The sequence below is a fragment of the Helicobacter sp. MIT 03-1614 genome (genome assembly GCF_000762925.2).
Classification (GTDB): domain Bacteria; phylum Campylobacterota; class Campylobacteria; order Campylobacterales; family Helicobacteraceae; genus Helicobacter_C; species Helicobacter_C hepaticus.
The window spans coordinates 13,158-30,846 of record NZ_JRMS02000009.1 but is presented as its reverse complement, the minus strand read 5'-3'; the positions used below and the strand labels follow the sequence as shown (position 1 = coordinate 30,846).

Below are 17,689 nucleotides of genomic sequence, written 5' to 3'. Positions count from 1 at the left end.
CATCAACAAAACAATAATTTCATAACACAAAAGGGATAAGTAATACAGCATATCTTAACATCTTCCCAAAAGCAATACCAAGTATGCTTAAAATCTGCGAATAACGAATAATACCAAGCACAAGTGCAAATATATCTCCTACAAAAGGCATAAAAACTAAAAACGCATATATAAAACCATAAACTCGCACACGCGGAGCAAGGATAGCTATTTTATCTTTTGCTTTGGGGAAAAATCTTGTAATAAAAGGCTCTCCGCCATAATATGCTAAATAATAAGTGCTTAAGCTCCCAAGTGTATTGCCTACACTTGCGATAATCCACACTTTTAAAGGTTCAAATCCAAATGCCACAAACCCTATGACAAAAGCTTCAGATCCAAGTGGATAAAGTGTGCTTGCTATAAAACATATAAAAAATAAGCCGACTAAACCATATTCATAATATTCAACCATAATTTTAGCTTATGAGTTATAGAATCTATGAAGATTCTATAAATTATGCTTTTTGTGTCAAAAAATCACGAATATTTTGTGCTACAAGTGTGAGCAATCGCTCTCTTGACTTATCATAAGCCCACGCAACGTGAGGAGTAATAAGAAGTTTATCAGCAATTGTTTTATCCAAAAATGGGTGATTTGCCTCCATAGGCTCACTCTCAAGCACATCAGTAGCAAAATACATCAATTTACTTTTTAATATTTGGGCTATATCTTTTTCATTTACAATCCCGCCTCGCCCCACATTAATAAGCACTGCCTCATCTTTAAGCAAAGGCAAATTTGTGCGATTAATGAGATTTTTTGTCTTATCATTAAGCGGCGCGTGAATAGAAATAATATCACTTTGGGAGAGAATCTCATTTAATTCCTTGCGTGTAAAAGCACTTTGTGTATTTTTACCGCTTGTGGAATAATAACTCACCTTTGCTCCAAAGCTTTGAGCAAGTCTCGCTACACGCTGTCCTATACTCCCAAAACCAATAATACCCCATTGCAGATTCTCAATTTCTCTTAATCCACCATTAATATGAACAAAAATTTTACTCCTAGCCCACGCTCCACTCTTACAATATTCATCATAATAATGCAATCTCGCTAAAAGATTTAATGCCATACTTAAAGTATGTTGAGCTACAGAAGTGGTAGAATATCCTGCTACATTTTTTACTTCAATCCCTCTTTTTGCTGCATAGTCTAAATCAACATTATTCATACCTGTGGCAGTAATGCAAATCAATTTGACATCAGGCAATGCGCTCAATACACTCTCATCAAGCACTACTTTATTTGTAATAAGAATCTCCGCTCCCAAAGAACGCTCTATACGCTCATTTGGCAAGGTAAAACCATAGCTTACTACCTCTCCTAATGATTTTATCTCGCTCAAATCACACGCACCTAAAGTATCTGCATCAAGTATAACCATCTTCATCACTTGTCCTTTATTTAGATTTTAAGATATAATAACATTTCATTTTTGAATAAGGCGCAAAATATGCAAAAAAATGCAAGAGTTGTGAAAATATTACTAGATTCACTCCCATTTATTAGAATCTTTCGCGGGCAAATCATTGTTATTAAATATGGCGGTGCAGCTCAAATCAATCCACAGCTCAAAGAAAAATTTGCCCTTGATATTGTCATAATGTATATGCTTGGCTTAAAGCCTGTAATTATACACGGCGGAGGAAAACGCATTAATGAAATGCTTGATATTATGGGCATAGAAAGTGAATTTTATAATGGTTATCGCATAACAAGTGCTGAATGTATGCGCGTGGTAGAAATGGTGCTAAGTGGAGAGATTAATAAAGAATTAACTGCTTTTTTGAATTTTCACGGCGCAAAAGCTGTGGGTATGAGCGGCAAAGATGCACATTTACTTCAAGCAAAAGCAAAAGATAATGGTGCTCTTGGTTATACCGGTGAGATTACAGCAGTCAATCCTAGTTTTTTGCTCAATGTTATTAATGATGGTTTTGTGCCAATTATTGCGCCTATTGCTACAGGAGAGGGTGCGGGACATTTGGGCTATAATATTAATGCTGATATTGCTGCGTGTCATATAGCCAAAGCCTTGAGTGCAAAAAAAATTATTTTTCTTAGCGATATTGCAGGTGTGCTAGATAGCAACAAAGAACCTATTTCTTCGCTTACCCCCTCTGATATAAAACAACTTCAAAAACAAGGTGTAATTAATGGCGGTATGATACCTAAACTTGAAGCGTGTGTAGATTGTGTGCAAAATGGTGTAGAAAAAGCTCATATTATTGATGGACGCATAGAGCATTCGCTTTTATTAGAACTTTTTACCACGCAAGGTATAGGCACAGAAATTTACAATGGACAGGATAAATGACACTCCAATCTTATAAATATAGCTTTTTAGAGCGATTATGGCTCAAACTTGAAGCACATTCGGCAGATAAAAATACAGAAAATATTGTGATGATTTTACCTGTGCTCCTTTTTATGCAGAAAAAAGAACTTGAAACGCGTCTTGATACGCTACCACAGATTCTAGAACATTATCTCAAACCTCATCTGATTCAGCGCGTTTTTAGCCATATTGTCATCAAACTCCAAAAATACACGCAAGATGAAGAGCTTTTTATGCAAGAACGACAGGAAGCCTTTGAATGCCTCTCGCAAAATATTCAGCTTTACACGCTTGTTATTGATATGTTTGATAATCAAGAAGATAATCATAACTTTGAACTTATTAAACAAGTGGTGCGCAAAAAATTTGATGAAGATTATGAATTAAATCAAGAGAATCTACGTTTGCTTGCTTATCAAGAAAAATATTCACAAGAAAACACATCTTCATCTTAACATTAGGAGTTTTATATGTTTGAACTATTCCCTATCAGAATGCGAGAAAAACTTATCAAGAAGTTGCAATATTCACTTGGCATAGGCTCTGGATCTTTTGTAAATGACAGCGGGGAGGAAAAAGTAATAAAAATTGCTTCCTCTACTTTTACCTCACAAAATGCACCTTTATATATTTTTGATGTAGGGGCGAATGTCGGTAAATACACAAGTTTATGTTTGAAGCATTTAAATGGGGGGGGGGGCAAGTAACACTCAAATTCATTGTTTCGAACCTTCTCAACATACTTTCAACATACTCCAAAACACACATTCTAACAATCCCATTGTCCATCTCAATAACTGCGGTTTAGGTGCAAATGAGCAAACAATGACTCTTTATTCTGATGGACCAGCTTCAGGACTAGCAAGCCTCACTAAAAGGCGACTTACCCATCATAATATTGATTTTTCTCAAAGTGAGCAAGTGCGTATCATAACGCTTGATAATTATTGTGCCAATGCTCATATTCCACACATTCATCTTTTGAAAGTTGATGTTGAGGGACACGAACTTGATGTGTTTAATGGTGCTTTAGGTATGTTTGAAGATGATAAAATTGATATGGTTACTTTCGAATTTGGTGGGTGCAATATTGACACACGCACTTACTTTCAAGACTTTTGGTATTTTTTCAAAACCTATAATATGAATATTTATAGAATCTTGCCTAATCAACGTCTCTATCATATTACTTCATATAACGAATCTCGTGAGCAATTTGATACCACAAATTATGTAGCTATCAGCACAAAATATGGAATTTTTAAGTAAGGTCTAAATTTGGTTGTTTCAATTTGGGGCGGACTTGGCAATCAAATGTTTGGCTATGCTTTTGCAAAAGCATTAGAACACTTTACAAAACGAACATTTTGTGCGACTTGGCAAATCTTATTATGAGAGGGAATTTGCTACTTTAAAACAATATATCCCAAATGCACATTTGTTTATATTTAGCAACGACATTCCCTATTGTAAATCTCATTTTACTAAGAAAGCCGCTTCAGATGAACATATATCTACACAAGGACTTGAGTTTAGTTTTATAGAAAGTAATGATGAGGGTAAGGCTGCGCAAGAAATGGAACTTATGCGTTCTTGCGAAAATGCTATCATTGCTAATTCCACATTTAGTTGGTGGGCAGCATACCTCATAGAGAATCCACACAAAATAGTCATTGCGCCAAGTGTATTCTTTACTAAAGCAAACCCTCTACACCAAACCTCACTCATTTTGCCACGAGAATGGGTAACCTTATAGTATTAGCGTTTCAAATTGAGTGCTTCTTTAATCAAATCATCGCCAGTAGTAAAAGCTCTCGCATTCATTGAATATCCACGTTGCATTACAATAAGCTCTGTTAAGGCATTTCCTACATCAACATTGCTTGTTTCAAGATGTTTATAGAGTACAGAGCCATATTTGAGGTTTAAGCCCTCCCAACCCAAAATTGGACGCCCACTAATTGTATTTGCATTGCCATTAACGACCATTTCTGTCATTTCAAAGAGATTTCCACCTACTTTTCTAAGCCCTTGGTCATTGACAAAAGCTGCAATCCCTATACGTCCCATAGGTTCATATGCACCATTATCAAAAGCTAAGAAAATAATTCCATCTTTATCAATACGCACATCACGCAAATGCCCTTCAGTTCGCCCATCTTGGTCTTTACCCAAAATTGCAGAATCTCTATATACAAAATTAGAGCTTTTAGAATCTTTTGTCCCTGCAATATTATACTGCACACTCTTATCTCCAAATGCAAGTTCTACAGGCTCAGCTACAGGATTCCCATCAGCATCAAATTCAATAGTATGTACTACATAATCAGGACTTACCATAATTTCCCCGTGTTGGTCAAACACAGCCGAATGCACCTCCCATTGCTCTCTTGTGGGGGGTGAAGATTCAGGATTGCCTGAAGAGAGCATATAATAACGACTTTGCACAAGAAATTTCTTGCCACTTTCATCATAAATCTCAACATTAGTTTGATAACTTGGCATTTGGATAAAATCGCTATGAAAACTATCACCATATATTTGCTGCCACCCGACATTATCAAGTTTTGGGTCACTTGAGCCACTATCTACTATTTTACGATATAAGCGCCCATCATAATTGACAATATCGCCGACTTGATAAGTTGTATCTTTAGCATAGTTTGAAGGAAGATTAGATTCGGCATTCCCTAGCTCTTCCCAATTTCCTTCATTAATAGGATTATTTCCCGCTTGATTAATACGGCGGTAAATTTTGCCCTCACTTGCCACTATATCTCCCTCAAGATAAGTTGTATTATCATTCCATTCAGGGAGTGCTCCGGTATCAAGAATGCGCCAATTATCGCTATCTACAAAAGGATCTTCACTTTTTCCCAACTCGCCTGTGCGCATAAATACTGCACCTTTATACTGCACAATAGCATTCTTTTCATACGCCTTATTTGGATTAAAATTTACACCTACACCGCTATTAAAATGGTCATTTTTGCCTTTAAAGCCTAATTTTTCAAATAAACTTCCCCCGATTTCAATATCAAGATTCTTATAAGAATTATTGCGTATTTCTAAACTCACTTTTTCGCCTACTTTGCCATCTGGAGTTCTGCTGACTTCCAAATCTAAGCCTGCTTTATCACGAAGTAGATTCTTTAAATCATTTAATGTATGAAATTCTCCTTCTTCTGCCCCACCTTCCCCATATTTAAAGATTAAGTTTTCTTTCTTACCTTCTTTATTGATAGTAATGCGCACTTCTTTATAAGTTGAAGCATTAAGTGGCATATCATCTGCAGCAAAGGCATTTACATCTGTATTCATAAAACGTTCAACATCAAACTCGCCTTCTTTATCTTTAAAAAATGCCACTGCTGAAATTGCATTCTCATTTTTATTCAGATTAGTGCTTACATCAAGCTTTGTGGTAAGCACAGGACGATAATAGAGGTTTTGAGGAATATGCATAGGAGTGAGTTTGCCAGAAGAAAGGGCTTCAAAGTCTTTTTCTTCATCTTTATTTGAAGTATAAATACCATCTTCTATCTTGCCTAAATCCACTCCATACATATAATATCCACTTGTATTAACAATATAGCCCTCGCCATCACGTAGAAATGAACCATCACGCGTAAAATAATTTTTTTGCTTTTTCTCATAGCCATCATCTTTAATTTCAAATGAGCCACTTTTTTGCTCACCTACAATGAACCAGCCTTTGCCCTCATAAGCGACATTAAACTCACCATCAGTTGCCTTATAGCTTCCACTACGTGTAGAAATAGCATTGCTTGATTTGGTTGCACCATAATTCATATCATTATTAATAGGAGAATCTGCATTTAAAAAATCCATATTATTAGCAAAAAGCGTTTCAAATTGCGGTATATTCTCTCTATAACCAATTGTATTGACATTGGCAATATTATTTGAGATAGAATCTAATCCGAATTGATGCGTTTTTATGCCGCTATAAGAATTAACAAGCGTCCCATTCATAGTGTATGTTCCTTGTTGTAGAACTCAATAGCACTCTCAAGAGGCAATATCATATCACCCATTCTTAACATTGGCGAGCCTTTATCAAATATAATACTTTGCACTTCGCCCCTACCTACACGAGCAGTGTGATATTGTTTTGTATGCTCATCAAGATTATATTCTGCCCGAATATTATATACGCCATCATCAACTTGCCGCCCCTGATTATCAAGACTATCCCAAGTAAATTCTAAATAACCATTTTGGTTTGCTCTATCTTTAAGAGAAATGCTTTTTATCATTTCATTATTACTATTAAAAATATATACCATCGGGTCGCCCTTTTGTGCATCTATCTTTTGGTCAAAATAAATAGAAAATTTCACTCCCTTACCTTTTTGAACATTAACACCAAATACATCAGTTTCTGCTATTTTACCTATCATAGAAACAGAATTAAGTGCATTGAGTTGGGCAGTAGCAACATTTGATTTCGCACTCTCTTGCATACCAAGATTAAGTGCTTCAAGAGATTGTTTCATTTGTTCTTGAAACTCTTTAAGCTCTTTATTCGTCTCTTGTGTGCTTTTCATCGCTTCTGCAACTTCTACCATCGTCTTTTTATTTTGCTCTTGCATTTCCACTTGTGTAAGCTGGGCAGTTTGTGTGATAATTTTATCTGTCTCCATAGGCGCAGTAGGATCTTGGTTTTTAAGCTGTTCTAAAAATAATCTCATAAAAGCATCATTGTCAAGCTCATTGATATTGCGCACTTTTTCTTTTTCTTTGGCTATTTTTGCCGCGCTGCCTGTAACTTCTGCTAAATCAATCGCCATTATTCGCTCCGTTTATAAAATCTACGCATATTTGGGAAGAGTGATATTCATCACATTTATCTCGCCCATTTGGGAATCCTCTAAGCTATTTTTGTTCCCTTCTTGATTGTGTTCATTTGATTGGGAAGCGTTCTGTTCAGATTGTTTTCCGCCACCACCACCGCTATTTGCACTAAAGCTCAAATCCACATTATCAAATCCCACTTGTGCAAGATTGTTTTTAAAATCTGCTTGATTTTGCAAAAATAATCCCACTGCTGTAGCATTTGAAACCACTTGGATATGCAAATCTTTACCTTTTTTGGTAATTGTAAGCTCTAAAGTGCCAAGATTTTGTGGGTGCAGCTCCATAGAAAATTTTGTAAGAGGCGGTTTATAATTAAGCACCTCTTCGCGCAAAGTTTGTGCAAAATTTCTCATACTCTCTCGCGCCAAAGCGGAACGATATAGAATCTGTGTGCGTTGATTTTCCCTCACATTATTCATCTCCACACTCTGTTTGCTTAATGTAGATTTTGTTTTAGATTCTGGATTTTCTTCGCTTTCTTTAGCTTTTGTTTGTTTTTTCTTACTCTTTGTAGTAGCTAAAATCTCCTCAAAAGTATGCGACTCTTGTTCATTGGATATTTGAGCCTCATCTGCTCCAAGTTGTGATATATTCTCAACTTTAGAGCGCGTTTCTTCTATTTGCATAGCACTTTTTGGGGCATTATTTTCATTTACTACTACACTCTTTTTCTCTTTTTTATTCTCCTTATGCACCTCTTTTTTGTTTTCATTATTTTTTTCCTGCTTTCTCTCTTGGAAGCTAGCTAAAGTGCTCAAGTTCTCCAATAGGACATTAGGGTTATTTTTTGCACTCTGCGTATTATTTGATGATATTTTAGCAGAGTGTTTTTGCACACTCCCTTGTAGCTGTGGTGCAAGATTCTCTTCAGCTTTAAGATTTTTTGCCTCATCAATTATTTTGGATTCTATAATGTTTTTAGGCTCTTTAATAACCTCCCCTTTAGCCATTACAAAAGATTCTGTTTTGGTCGTATCTTGGGAAATATCCACTTCTTTTTTTATTTTATTATTCTTTGCATTCTTTTTTAATGAACCCTTCTGTGCATCCTCACTGATAAGTGCATTCTCATTTACATTATTTTTATTTTTTGTAGCCTTAGTTTTTTTTGTTTTTTTAGGTTTATTTGGCTTATCTTCACTTATGAGAATCTCGTGTGTCTCTTGGGTTTGTAACTGCACAGATTGCATATTTTCGCCTTGCACTTTAAGTAACTTTTCTTTAGTGCTTTGTTGAGATAAAATAACAGAATCACCAGATTGTATCTGTGCTTTTGGTGCTATTTCTATTGCTTTGCGAAGAAGGTTTTCCTCCTCTATTTCCCCCTTAGCCAATCTGGGGTCTATCCTTTAAGAAAAATGCACCCGTGCCCTCATCATCTGACTTCTTAGTCGGATATTCATTTGATATTTTGCTTGTGATATTTTTAGGTTTTTTTACGCCGCGCTGCACAATCGCGATTCTATCAACATTATTTTCATATTCATACGAAATGCTTTCTTTTGCCGAAGCTGGAATACTTTTGGGCTTAGATTCTCTTACTTCTTGGGCAATCTCTTGTGTCTGCGTAGAGGGATTCTCTGCATTTTGTAGTGTTATTTTGCCTGGATTAAGCCCCTTAGATTTAGCAAGAGATTCTACATCACCTAGCGTCTTAGGATCTTGTGTTGTGTCTCTTTGTGCTTTTTGGGGTTGAGGCAAAGTCGTTGAGCGTGGAAGCTTTTGAGCAAGTGTATTTTGGTTTTTATTTTCTGCTTTTGCTTCTTTTTTATCACTAAAAACTTTAGGAGATGAAGTTGCGCCTGCACTAAGAGGTGCACTTAAAGCCTCTAGGAGTGGGTTATCTTGCGGTTTAACTTCTTTAGATGACTTAGCAATTTTTTCTTGCAAACCAATTTTTGATTCCTCACTGACATTTTCTTTATCTTTAAAATCAAAAGGTGTATTTGCACTTTTATTCACAGCAGCATTTTTGGTAGTAGCACTTTGAGTAGGTAATTTGCTTGATTTGACATTTGCATTATTTTTACCCTTAGAATCTGCTTTAGATTCTTTAATAGAAGTTTGAGCTTCTTTATTTTGTGCCTCTTTAGCTTGAGATTCTTTTACTTGCTTTGCAAGGATATTTTCAAATTTATTTTCTAATTTAGTTATTTCTGCTGATGGAGAATTTGGACGTTTCTCTAAAATAGAATCTGGCTTATTTAAAATGGCATTTTGCATTGCATCTAACATATTACACTCCTTAAGCAATTAATTATGTGAAATGATAAGCAAAATATATTCCAAAATGAGTTATGTTTTAATAAATAAAATATAAAAATTAAGGAAAAAATGAGTAAAAAAAGCAAATAAAACAATGGGGGGTATTAACATTATGTATTTTATCTCAACAAAGCCAAAGTGCGCAAAAAAGTGGATTTAAAATTTATAGTGATATAATGCAGATTTTGCCCTTTGCAATGATGGCTTATAGTTATAGTATAGAAAAATATTTTAATTATCTCATCATTCTGTGCTTAATGCCTTCATAAGTCAGTTTAGAATCTTGTGTGTGCTGCATAAATACCCCATTGACACTCTGGTTTTCTTGTGTGGGGAGAATGGCTAGAATCTTACCCGGGTGCGTTAAGTCTGTCCTTTGATAAAACATCTCTACAAATTTCGCAATACTTACTTTTATATTGCCAAGACTTGGGTCTGCGAGATATACAAATTGCTCATCTTTGCCCTTATAAACGCTAAAATGCTCCATATCACGCACATTTACATATATAATCACAGGAGCTTTAAGTGTAGAGAGTGCGTCTAAATCCAAAGCCAAACCCACTGCCTTAAATCCCTTATTTTGGGCAAACAAAGCCAAATCCGAAAATGAAAAACTCACACTCTCTCTTAATTGTTCATTCGTCTCTATCTCCTCTTTTTTATTAATATCTATACCTTTATTAAGGAGCAAAAAATCTAAAATATCTTTTTCGCTTATATTTTGGTTGTAATAATAAGTCAAAATCGTAGAGAGAGAAGCGCTCCCACAGCTATAATCATACTGCTGTTTAGTTAAATTTCTATCTTTAATCTCACTCCAAGAGGCAATAGGCTTTTGTGCATACAAAGAATTATTATGGATATGCACATCAGCAAGGCAAATGCCCCACAAGATAAGCAAAATGCAAAGAACACGCATTAGATTCTATATGAAAGCGATACATTAATCGCATTACTTGAGAAATTATGCGTATCCATTCGCTCTACATCGGCAAAGAGAATGAGTTTTGATTTGATTTCATACGCTATACCAAAGGTGTATCCTAACGATGAACCTGTGTAAGAAATAGTCTCATTATTAAGTTTATCTCTACTCTGATAGTTATAGCGCACACCAAAATTTAAAGACACATAGGGATTAACCGCAAAATATACTATGGGACTAAGGCTAAAGGTTTCTCCATTGTCAATTTTTATATTTTTGTAATATTTAGGGAGATTGAGTCCAAGCCCAGCTTGAAGCAAAAATACAATAGGATCAATCGTATAAAAGCTCGTGGCAAAAAGCGAATAGCTCTTACCATACTGCAAGGACTTTTGGGTAGAGGAGAAGTAGGTATTATCAATCACTTCCGCACTGCCACCAACAAGTAATGAGGGCATTTTACCCTCTCTTTTGGCTTCAGCCAAGAATCCAAGACTAAATGAGCTAAAATCCCCATTGCTTGATGAGTTAAAATTGCCAGCATTATCATCAGTAATGCTTTTTTGCCAAAAGGCATTAAGAGTGCTAAAAATCTCTACGCGTTTAGAGATACCATATCGTGCCTGAAGAGAGAAGCTCAAATAATCTTGATTGACATTTTCGTGATTCCAAAAGGGAATCTTAATATCACCAATATTATTAACCCCGTGAATACTTGAGGGAATAGAAATAAGTGCAGGAGCTGAATTTTTGCGCATAACATTAACATAAGAAAATGAGCCTAGAATCTTAAATTGTTTCTTTGGTGTGAAAATCTCATCAATACTCACAGGCTTTGCACATAACACAAAGGGCAAACACAAAGATAATGCAAAGATTCTAAACTTCATTTTCTTATATCTACTTTTATAAATATGTATTTTAAACCTAAGTCTTTAGACTACCCTCAAATAGTATAAAAACCTAGAAACAAATCAAGCTTAGAGATTCTATTAAAGAATCTCTCAAGCCTCCTTAAAACTGAAGTCCTATTTCTACCGCACCTACTAAATGTTTAGTAAGAGGGCGATTAAAGGTAGGTGTATTAAAATTGGAAGCGGCTAGATGAAAATACTTTGCCTTAAGATTCATAAAATAGCCTACTTTTGGTGTAATATCTTGTGTAAAACCTATATGCCCTTTAATCACATAGCTATAATCATTTATGCCAGAGCGGGTTTCGCCAAGATAGTGATAGCCGTGAAATACATAGTAGTAGCCTACATTGTATTCATAAGTTGTCTTAGCGCCACTTTGAATGAAGCCGTGCAAATCTAATCCAGCCATATGAAGCCCTGTCCTAAAGTCTTTACCTATTGCGTCATTCCATTGATGATTAAATGAATACGCTACATTTAAAAAGAGTGGATTTGTTTGGGAAGCAATATTTACTCCAAACTTGATATGAGCATCATACCAAACGAACGGCTCATTTTTACTACCCTTTGCTTTGCTTACACCAACTCCAAGAATCTCACCCCCTGCTTCACCAAAAATGCGATTATTGATATAGGAATTTCTTCCGATAAATGTAATATAACCAGCAGCATTTTTGGTAACATCATCTTGATTATCTATTTGATATAGTCCATACATACCGCCCAAACCTATTCTCAAATGATTTAAATCTGAAGTATCTGCATACACACACATTGCACCAAAGAGAGAGTAACCTAAAAATATTTTGCGTAAATATTTCATTATTTACCCTCCTGGTTACCATCTAAACCATTTTTTGATTTTTTTGACAACTTGTCTGCCTGCCTCATATCCTGCTCCTCCAGCAAATCCAATAATGAAAGCACCAGTTATAGGGTCTATTGCTTCGCCCTCTGTCTTTTGCATTTCCTCATCACTCAAAGCCACTACATTAAAATGATTAGCATTACTAGCAAAAAGAAATTCTTTATCGGCTTGTGAAAGAGATGTGTTTTGCACATTCTTTTTATAAGTAGATTCTACTGCACAAAGCGGACTTAAAACTAAACCCAAAGATAAAGTCAAAACCAAACCAAGTTTGTTCATAAGAACTCCTTTTTTTAAAATTTTAGAAAACTATTCTTAAACTTTAAAAAATAATAAAGTTTAAGAATAGTTTCATTATATAGTAAAAAATTTAAATAATACTTAAACAAAATTTTATTAATTTATGGTTGTAATATTAGCAATGCAGTCTGTAATTAACATTTTAAATACTTGATGCAAGTTAAAGAATAATAAAGAATATAGAATAAAGCGAATATCCGAGTTAGAACTTCGCTTTATTTAAGGAAAATAACCTTTGCAGATTCAAAATACTGCCCCATATCTACATAATCAGTGCTTTTACTTGGTTGGGCAAGATATTTATCCTCCTTAGCGCACTTAGCTACTTTATAATGTATCTGTGCTGCTTACTCCTATGAGTGTAAGCAAAGCTTAATTATCAAGTTTTCAAACACTTTATTTGCAAATTTTTCATTTTTTTGACTCTACTTTAAGGTTGCAATATTATTGACCCTATTGAGATTCGCTATTGCATACGAAGAATCAAAAACTTTTAAGTCTTTAGACTTAGCATTGAGTGAGGATATACCCCCCCCCCCGCGAACGGGACACGATAACCACCAAAACCTTTATTCATTTCGACTCCTTATATTAAAGAAATGCAAAATTTACTCTCTTAGATAAATCTCTAAGAGAGGATAGAATTATAGGCTTAAAAAATTTAATATTTCTTTAAACTATAAATGAAAGTATTTTTTTCAGAATCATTTTATCACTTTGGGGAGCGTAATACCTTTTTGTCCTTGATATTTACCTTTTTTATCTTTATAACTTACCTCACAAGTCTCATCTCCCTCTAAAAAAAGCACTTGAGCAATGCCTTCATTAGCATAAATCTTAGCAGGTAAGGGTGTGGTATTGCTAATTTCAATAGTGATATGTCCCTCAAACTCCGGTTCAAAAGGTGTAACATTTACAATAATCCCACATCTCGCATAGGTACTTTTACCAAGACAAATTGCCAGCACATTGCGTGGAATTCTAAAATATTCAATCGTGCGCGCTAATGCAAAGGAATTTGGTGGCACAAGACAATAACCATTCTCTTCTGTGGTAATTTCCACGACATTGCGTTCATCAAAACTTTTGGGATCAACAAGATTTGCACCAATATTAGTAAAAATCATAAATTCATTGCCTACACGAATATCATATCCATAACTTGAAAGTCCATAACTTACAATATTCTTTCCCACTTGTTTTTCACAAAATGGCTCAATCATACCCTTTTTGCTCATTTTTTTAATCCAAGTATCCGACTTTAATCCCATTACTATTACCTCACTAATCTTGCAAAAACTTTGTTATCTTAGAAAAATTGTGATATTATAGCAGATTAAATTTTACAGATGAAAGGTGCAATGATGAATTTGCAAGAAATCAAAAAGATTATGGAATTATTTGACAACAGCGGCATAGCTAAATTTAGTATTAAACAAGAGGGTTTTGAACTCAAACTCCAAAAAGCAGGTGCGTGTGGCTCCGTTACAGCTGTTACTCAAGCACCTATGCAAGTTATTTCTCAATCTCCTGTGGCAGGAGAATCTGTTCCTACAGCAGTGCCTACACAAACACCTACTCCATCAAAAAATACAAGCGGACATTTTATTACTTCGCCAATGGTAGGGACATTTTATCGTTCTCCTAGTCCGGGGGCAGCTCCTTATGTTAATGTCGGCGATACCATTAAAAAGGGGCAGACGGTTGCTATTATTGAAGCAATGAAGATTATGAATGAAATTGAAGCGGAATTTGATTGTAAGGTTGTTTCAATAGAAGTAAATGACGGGCAACCCGTAGAATTTAGCACAAATCTCATTAAAGTTGAAAAACTCTAAGGTGATATAATGAGTGTAAAACAACGAAAGATTCAAAAGATTCTCATTGCAAATCGTGGTGAGATTGCCCTGCGTGCTATTAGAACAATCCAAGAAATGGGCAAAGAGGCTATTGCTATTTACTCTACTGCTGATAAAGACACATATTACCTTGATGTAGCTGATGCAAAAATTTGTGTAGGCGGAGACAAATCAAGTGAAAGCTACCTCAATATCCCTGCTATAATGAGTGCAGCTGAACTTCTTAAAGCTGATGCAATTTTTCCGGGTTATGGATTTTTAAGTGAAAATCAAAATTTTGTAGAAATTTGCTCTCATCATAGCATAGAATTTATTGGTCCAACAGCTGATGTTATGGTCCTTATGAGCGATAAGTCAAAAGCAAAAGATGTAATGAAGGAAGCAGGTGTACCTGTGATTTTAGGAAGCGATGGGGCTTTAAAAGATTATAAAGAAGCACAAAAAATCGCCGATGAAATTGGGTATCCCGTGATTCTCAAAGCTGCAGCAGGTGGTGGTGGAAGAGGTATGCGTGTGGTTGAAAAACCTGAAATGCTAAAGAATCTCTACCTTGCAGCGGAATCTGAAGCAGTGAGTGCATTTGGCGATGGCACAATTTATATGGAAAAATTTATCCGCAATCCTAAACATATTGAAGTGCAGATTCTCGCAGATAAGCACGGAAATGTTTTACACATTGGTGAGCGTGATTGTTCTGCACAGAGACGACAACAAAAACTTATTGAAGAATCCCCTGCGGTAGTGCTCAAACCTGAAGTGCGTCAAAGACTACTTCAAACTGCTGTCAAGGCAGCTCAATATATTAAATATGTAGGTGCTGGGACTTTTGAGTTTTTGCTTGATGCAAATTATGAGGATTTTTATTTTATGGAGATGAATACGCGTTTGCAAGTAGAACACACTGTGAGCGAAATGGTAAGCGGACTTGACTTAGTAGAGTGGATGATACGCATTGCAGAGGGTGAAAAGCTTCCAAGCCAAGAAAGCATTAGTTTTAAAGGGCATTCTATTGAATGTCGCATTACAGCCGAAGACCCAGAGAAGTTTTATCCTTGCCCGGGAAAAATTACCAAATGGGTAGCGCCCGGTGGAGCAAATGTGCGACTTGATACTCACGCTTATGGAGGATATAGTGTGCCAATGCATTATGATTCTATGATTGGTAAACTTATCGTGTGGGGCGAGGATAGAAATCAAGCTATCAATCGTATGCACCGCGCTTTAAAGGAATTTTGCATTGAAGGGATTAAGACAACTTTGCCTTTCCATATAAAAATGATGAAAAATCAAGATTTCCTTGCTTCCAAGATTCATACTAAGTATCTGGAACAAAATATGCTTGATACAGAATGATTGGGCGGGATAATTTTATAAAGGAGTGAGTATGAAAATCAACGCAAATACAACACAAAAACTCGCCAAAGAGGAAATGAAAAAAAAAGATATACAAGAAACACGAGCCGCTCAAACTACAAATAAAAAACTTGAAAAAAATAAAAATATAGATACAAGCGAAATAAAAAACAATCCATTGAGCCAAAATATCAAAAATACTAATAGCAATATCGGTAGATTGCAAATTGCGCAAAAAACGCTTAATAGTATAGAATCTGATGCAAAAAAAATCGCTAAACTTGCTCAAGAAAGCAAAGAAACGCTTGATAAAGGGGAACAAGAAGATCTCAAAGAAGAAATGTCTGCATTGAAAAAAAATGTAGAATCTGCTATTAAAAAAGCAACTTTTGAAGAAATCAATGTCTTTTCTAAAAACATCAAAGACAATAAAGAGCGCATCATTTTTGATGCACCAAAACTTAATATAAAACTTCTTGATTCTGATGCACAAAAATTCTATGATGTGCTTAAAGAACAGCAAGTGCAGATTAAAGATGCTATCCAAATACTCCAAGAACAAGCACAAGAAAGTAGCGATAAACTTGCTAATGGTAAAATCAATAGCACAGATGCTCAAAATACTAATGGCTCATTCTTGAAAAAATTTGGCTCTCTTTTCCGTGTCTCTCACGATACTGATAAGCTAAGTAATCAACGTGTTCAAGAGCTTTTAACTTAAAAGATTCTCAAACAAATGATACCTTATAGCACACAATATATTGAGCAAGATGACATTGAGGCTGTAAATTTCGCCTTAAAATCTTCTCACCTTACTCAAGGTGCTCTTACACAAGAATTTGAAGCCACTCTTGCTTCAAAAATAGGTGTTCAATATGCTATAAGCTTTAATTCTGCCACTTCTGCCTTATTCGCACTTTATGGTGCGTTTATGTATAAATACTTTCCACATCTTGCGCATTTTTATAATACTTTAGATTCTAAAATATCAAAGCAAGATAAAGAGGAAATTTATTTTATCACTACGCCTATTAGCTTTGTCGCCACAACAAATATGATGCTTCAATGGGGAATTACGCCTCTATTTTGCGATGTTAAAGATGATGGAAATATTGATGAAAAGGCACTTGAGCACATTCTCTCTACTCACCCTAAGAGAGCACATATTAAGGCGATTGTGAGCGTAGATTATGGTGGGAAAAGCGTAGAAATATCATCTCTACGCTCACTTGCACAAAAACACAATCTTTTACTTTTTTCAGATAGTTCTCATTCATTTGGTGGAAGCTATAATGGACAAGCTATAGGCTCACTTGCTGATGCAACTATTTTTAGCTTTCACGCACTCAAATCCATTACTACTGCGGAAGGCGGAGCATTACTTACTAATGATGAAGAATTGGCACACTATGCACGTCTTTTACTCTCTCACGGAGTAGAAAAAAAATCTTTGTGGAATTATGATTGTCTTCTTGGAGGTATGAATTTTCGCCTTAGTGAAGTAGGTGCAGCACTTGGTCTTAGCCAACTTAAAAAACTTGATACCTTTATCACTCATCGCCATAATATCGCAACACTCTATGATGAAGCATTTAAAAATAATGCTAATTTTGGCATTATTGCTATACCTTCACATATTCGTAGCTCCCATCATCTCTATCCTATTTTGCTCTATCCACATTTATGGTGTCAAAAGGAGCATATTTTTCAACGATTACAAGCACAAGATTTAGGCGTGCAAGTGCATTACAAACCTATTTATCAGTTTAGCCTTTACAAAAAGCTTTTTGGCGACATATCCCTACCAAATGCAGATAGATTCTATCTCTCTGAAATATCTATCCCCTGTCATCAAAGTCTTAGCACTCAACAAGCTCAAAATATTATAGAAATAATTACCAAAACCTGCAAATAATACTATGGCAACAAAAAATTAG

Annotated in this window: 20 protein-coding genes; 9 read left to right on the top strand and 11 right to left on the bottom strand. The window is 35.4% G+C overall.

Annotation, left to right across the window (positions count from 1 at the left end):
- Positions 1-19: 19 nt before the first annotated feature.
- Entirely contained in the window at positions 20-454 is a 435-nt protein-coding gene (locus tag LS66_RS07335) for a YqaA family protein (RefSeq protein ID WP_034366466.1), read from the bottom strand.
- Positions 455-497: 43 nt separating this feature from the next.
- Positions 498-1,433, bottom strand: coding sequence for a D-2-hydroxyacid dehydrogenase (locus tag LS66_RS07330; RefSeq protein WP_011115021.1), 936 nt, complete (start codon positions 1,431-1,433; stop codon positions 498-500).
- A 63-nt stretch (positions 1,434-1,496) separates the two neighbouring features.
- On the opposite strand from LS66_RS07330, the gene argB reads away from it, so the two are divergent.
- From argB to LS66_RS07310, 5 genes are all read left to right on the top strand, one after another.
- A complete protein-coding gene (argB, locus tag LS66_RS07325; RefSeq protein WP_034366463.1) occupies positions 1,497-2,360 on the top strand; it encodes an acetylglutamate kinase in 864 nt (287 codons plus the stop codon).
- On the top strand, positions 2,357-2,836 hold the full coding sequence (locus tag LS66_RS07320; protein ID WP_011115023.1) for a hypothetical protein: 480 nt from the start codon (positions 2,357-2,359) through the stop codon (positions 2,834-2,836). Before argB ends, LS66_RS07320 begins: the two co-directional genes overlap by 4 nt.
- A gap of 15 nt (positions 2,837-2,851) precedes the next feature.
- Entirely contained in the window at positions 2,852-3,088 is a 237-nt protein-coding gene (locus tag LS66_RS10205) for a hypothetical protein (protein WP_201273672.1), read from the top strand.
- Positions 3,069-3,650, top strand: a complete 582-nt coding sequence (locus LS66_RS07315) for an FkbM family methyltransferase (protein WP_011115025.1) — start codon at positions 3,069-3,071, stop codon at positions 3,648-3,650. The genes LS66_RS10205 and LS66_RS07315 overlap by 20 nt, the downstream gene beginning before the upstream one ends.
- A 100-nt stretch (positions 3,651-3,750) precedes the next feature.
- Positions 3,751-4,137, top strand: coding sequence for an alpha-1,2-fucosyltransferase (locus tag LS66_RS07310; protein ID WP_034368054.1), 387 nt, complete (start codon positions 3,751-3,753; stop codon positions 4,135-4,137).
- Between the two features lie 2 nt (positions 4,138-4,139).
- Here the strand turns inward: LS66_RS07310 and LS66_RS07305 are convergent, their stop codons facing one another.
- The 9 genes from LS66_RS07305 to dcd all read right to left on the bottom strand — a co-directional run bounded on the left by LS66_RS07305 (position 4,140) and on the right by dcd (position 13,811).
- Positions 4,140-6,377 carry a flagellar hook-basal body complex protein gene (locus LS66_RS07305; RefSeq protein ID WP_011115026.1) on the bottom strand — a complete coding sequence of 746 codons (2,238 nt, stop codon included), beginning with the start codon at positions 6,375-6,377 and terminating at the stop codon, positions 4,140-4,142.
- Positions 6,374-7,195 (bottom strand): flagellar hook assembly protein FlgD, encoded by an 822-nt coding sequence (gene flgD / locus LS66_RS07300; protein WP_011115027.1) that lies wholly within the window; start codon positions 7,193-7,195, stop codon positions 6,374-6,376. The genes LS66_RS07305 and flgD overlap by 4 nt, the downstream gene beginning before the upstream one ends.
- A 21-nt stretch (positions 7,196-7,216) precedes the next feature.
- A complete protein-coding gene (locus LS66_RS07295; protein ID WP_052057509.1) occupies positions 7,217-8,596 on the bottom strand; it encodes a flagellar hook-length control protein FliK in 1,380 nt (459 codons plus the stop codon).
- A complete protein-coding gene (locus tag LS66_RS07290; protein ID WP_034368057.1) occupies positions 8,589-9,497 on the bottom strand; it encodes a hypothetical protein in 909 nt (302 codons plus the stop codon). The genes LS66_RS07295 and LS66_RS07290 overlap by 8 nt, the downstream gene beginning before the upstream one ends.
- 265 nt (positions 9,498-9,762) lie before the next feature.
- Entirely contained in the window at positions 9,763-10,449 is a 687-nt protein-coding gene (locus tag LS66_RS07285) for a C39 family peptidase (protein ID WP_034368059.1), read from the bottom strand.
- A complete protein-coding gene (locus LS66_RS07280; RefSeq protein WP_052057510.1) occupies positions 10,449-11,345 on the bottom strand; it encodes an outer membrane beta-barrel protein in 897 nt (298 codons plus the stop codon). Before LS66_RS07280 ends, LS66_RS07285 begins: the two co-directional genes overlap by 1 nt.
- Before the next feature lie 124 nt (positions 11,346-11,469).
- Entirely contained in the window at positions 11,470-12,195 is a 726-nt protein-coding gene (locus tag LS66_RS07275) for a hypothetical protein (protein ID WP_138091977.1), read from the bottom strand.
- A gap of 15 nt (positions 12,196-12,210) precedes the next feature.
- On the bottom strand, positions 12,211-12,519 hold the full coding sequence (locus LS66_RS07270; RefSeq protein ID WP_034368604.1) for a hypothetical protein: 309 nt from the start codon (positions 12,517-12,519) through the stop codon (positions 12,211-12,213).
- Between the two features lie 725 nt (positions 12,520-13,244).
- The gene (gene dcd / locus LS66_RS07265; protein WP_011115036.1) at positions 13,245-13,811 is read right to left on the bottom strand and encodes a dCTP deaminase; all 567 of its coding nucleotides are present in this window, start codon (positions 13,809-13,811) and stop codon (positions 13,245-13,247) included.
- Between the two features lie 93 nt (positions 13,812-13,904).
- Here dcd and accB point away from each other — a divergent pair, with 93 nt between their 5' ends.
- From accB to pseC, 4 genes are read left to right on the top strand one after another with little or no spacing between them, the layout of a single operon-like run.
- A complete protein-coding gene (accB, locus tag LS66_RS07260) occupies positions 13,905-14,378 on the top strand; it encodes an acetyl-CoA carboxylase biotin carboxyl carrier protein (RefSeq protein WP_034367723.1) in 474 nt (157 codons plus the stop codon).
- A 9-nt stretch (positions 14,379-14,387) separates the two neighbouring features.
- A complete protein-coding gene (locus LS66_RS07255; RefSeq protein WP_011115038.1) occupies positions 14,388-15,752 on the top strand; it encodes an acetyl-CoA carboxylase biotin carboxylase subunit in 1,365 nt (454 codons plus the stop codon).
- A gap of 31 nt (positions 15,753-15,783) precedes the next feature.
- On the top strand, positions 15,784-16,473 hold the full coding sequence (locus LS66_RS07250) for a hypothetical protein (RefSeq protein WP_034367721.1): 690 nt from the start codon (positions 15,784-15,786) through the stop codon (positions 16,471-16,473).
- A gap of 15 nt (positions 16,474-16,488) precedes the next feature.
- Positions 16,489-17,667, top strand: a complete 1,179-nt coding sequence (pseC, locus tag LS66_RS07245) for a UDP-4-amino-4,6-dideoxy-N-acetyl-beta-L-altrosamine transaminase (protein WP_034367718.1) — start codon at positions 16,489-16,491, stop codon at positions 17,665-17,667.
- The last annotated feature ends 22 nt before the right edge of the window (positions 17,668-17,689 follow it).

Bases quoted from the DNA above. Each gene is read 5' to 3' on its own strand.
- LS66_RS07275 (WP_138091977.1), bottom strand. From the start codon at position 12,195: ATGAAATATTTACGCAAAATATTTTTAGGTTACTCTCTCTTTGGTGCA.
- LS66_RS07270 (WP_034368604.1), bottom strand. From the start codon at position 12,519: ATGAACAAACTTGGTTTGGTTTTGACTTTATCTTTGGGTTTAGTTTTA.
- LS66_RS07315 (WP_011115025.1), top strand. From the start codon at position 3,069: ATGGGGGGGGGGGCAAGTAACACTCAAATTCATTGTTTCGAACCTTCT.
- LS66_RS07305 (WP_011115026.1), bottom strand. From the start codon at position 6,377: ATGAATGGGACGCTTGTTAATTCTTATAGCGGCATAAAAACGCATCAA.
- LS66_RS07255 (WP_011115038.1), top strand. From the start codon at position 14,388: ATGAGTGTAAAACAACGAAAGATTCAAAAGATTCTCATTGCAAATCGT.
- pseC (WP_034367718.1), top strand. From the start codon at position 16,489: ATGATACCTTATAGCACACAATATATTGAGCAAGATGACATTGAGGCT.
- LS66_RS07335 (WP_034366466.1), bottom strand. From the start codon at position 454: ATGGTTGAATATTATGAATATGGTTTAGTCGGCTTATTTTTTATATGT.
- LS66_RS10205 (WP_201273672.1), top strand. From the start codon at position 2,852: ATGTTTGAACTATTCCCTATCAGAATGCGAGAAAAACTTATCAAGAAG.
- LS66_RS07320 (WP_011115023.1), top strand. From the start codon at position 2,357: ATGACACTCCAATCTTATAAATATAGCTTTTTAGAGCGATTATGGCTC.
- LS66_RS07280 (WP_052057510.1), bottom strand. From the start codon at position 11,345: ATGAAGTTTAGAATCTTTGCATTATCTTTGTGTTTGCCCTTTGTGTTA.
- LS66_RS07250 (WP_034367721.1), top strand. From the start codon at position 15,784: ATGAAAATCAACGCAAATACAACACAAAAACTCGCCAAAGAGGAAATG.
- LS66_RS07330 (WP_011115021.1), bottom strand. From the start codon at position 1,433: ATGAAGATGGTTATACTTGATGCAGATACTTTAGGTGCGTGTGATTTG.
- LS66_RS07290 (WP_034368057.1), bottom strand. From the start codon at position 9,497: ATGTTAGATGCAATGCAAAATGCCATTTTAAATAAGCCAGATTCTATT.
- accB (WP_034367723.1), top strand. From the start codon at position 13,905: ATGAATTTGCAAGAAATCAAAAAGATTATGGAATTATTTGACAACAGC.
- flgD (WP_011115027.1), bottom strand. From the start codon at position 7,195: ATGGCGATTGATTTAGCAGAAGTTACAGGCAGCGCGGCAAAAATAGCC.
- LS66_RS07285 (WP_034368059.1), bottom strand. From the start codon at position 10,449: ATGCGTGTTCTTTGCATTTTGCTTATCTTGTGGGGCATTTGCCTTGCT.
- dcd (WP_011115036.1), bottom strand. From the start codon at position 13,811: ATGGGATTAAAGTCGGATACTTGGATTAAAAAAATGAGCAAAAAGGGT.
- argB (WP_034366463.1), top strand. From the start codon at position 1,497: ATGCAAAAAAATGCAAGAGTTGTGAAAATATTACTAGATTCACTCCCA.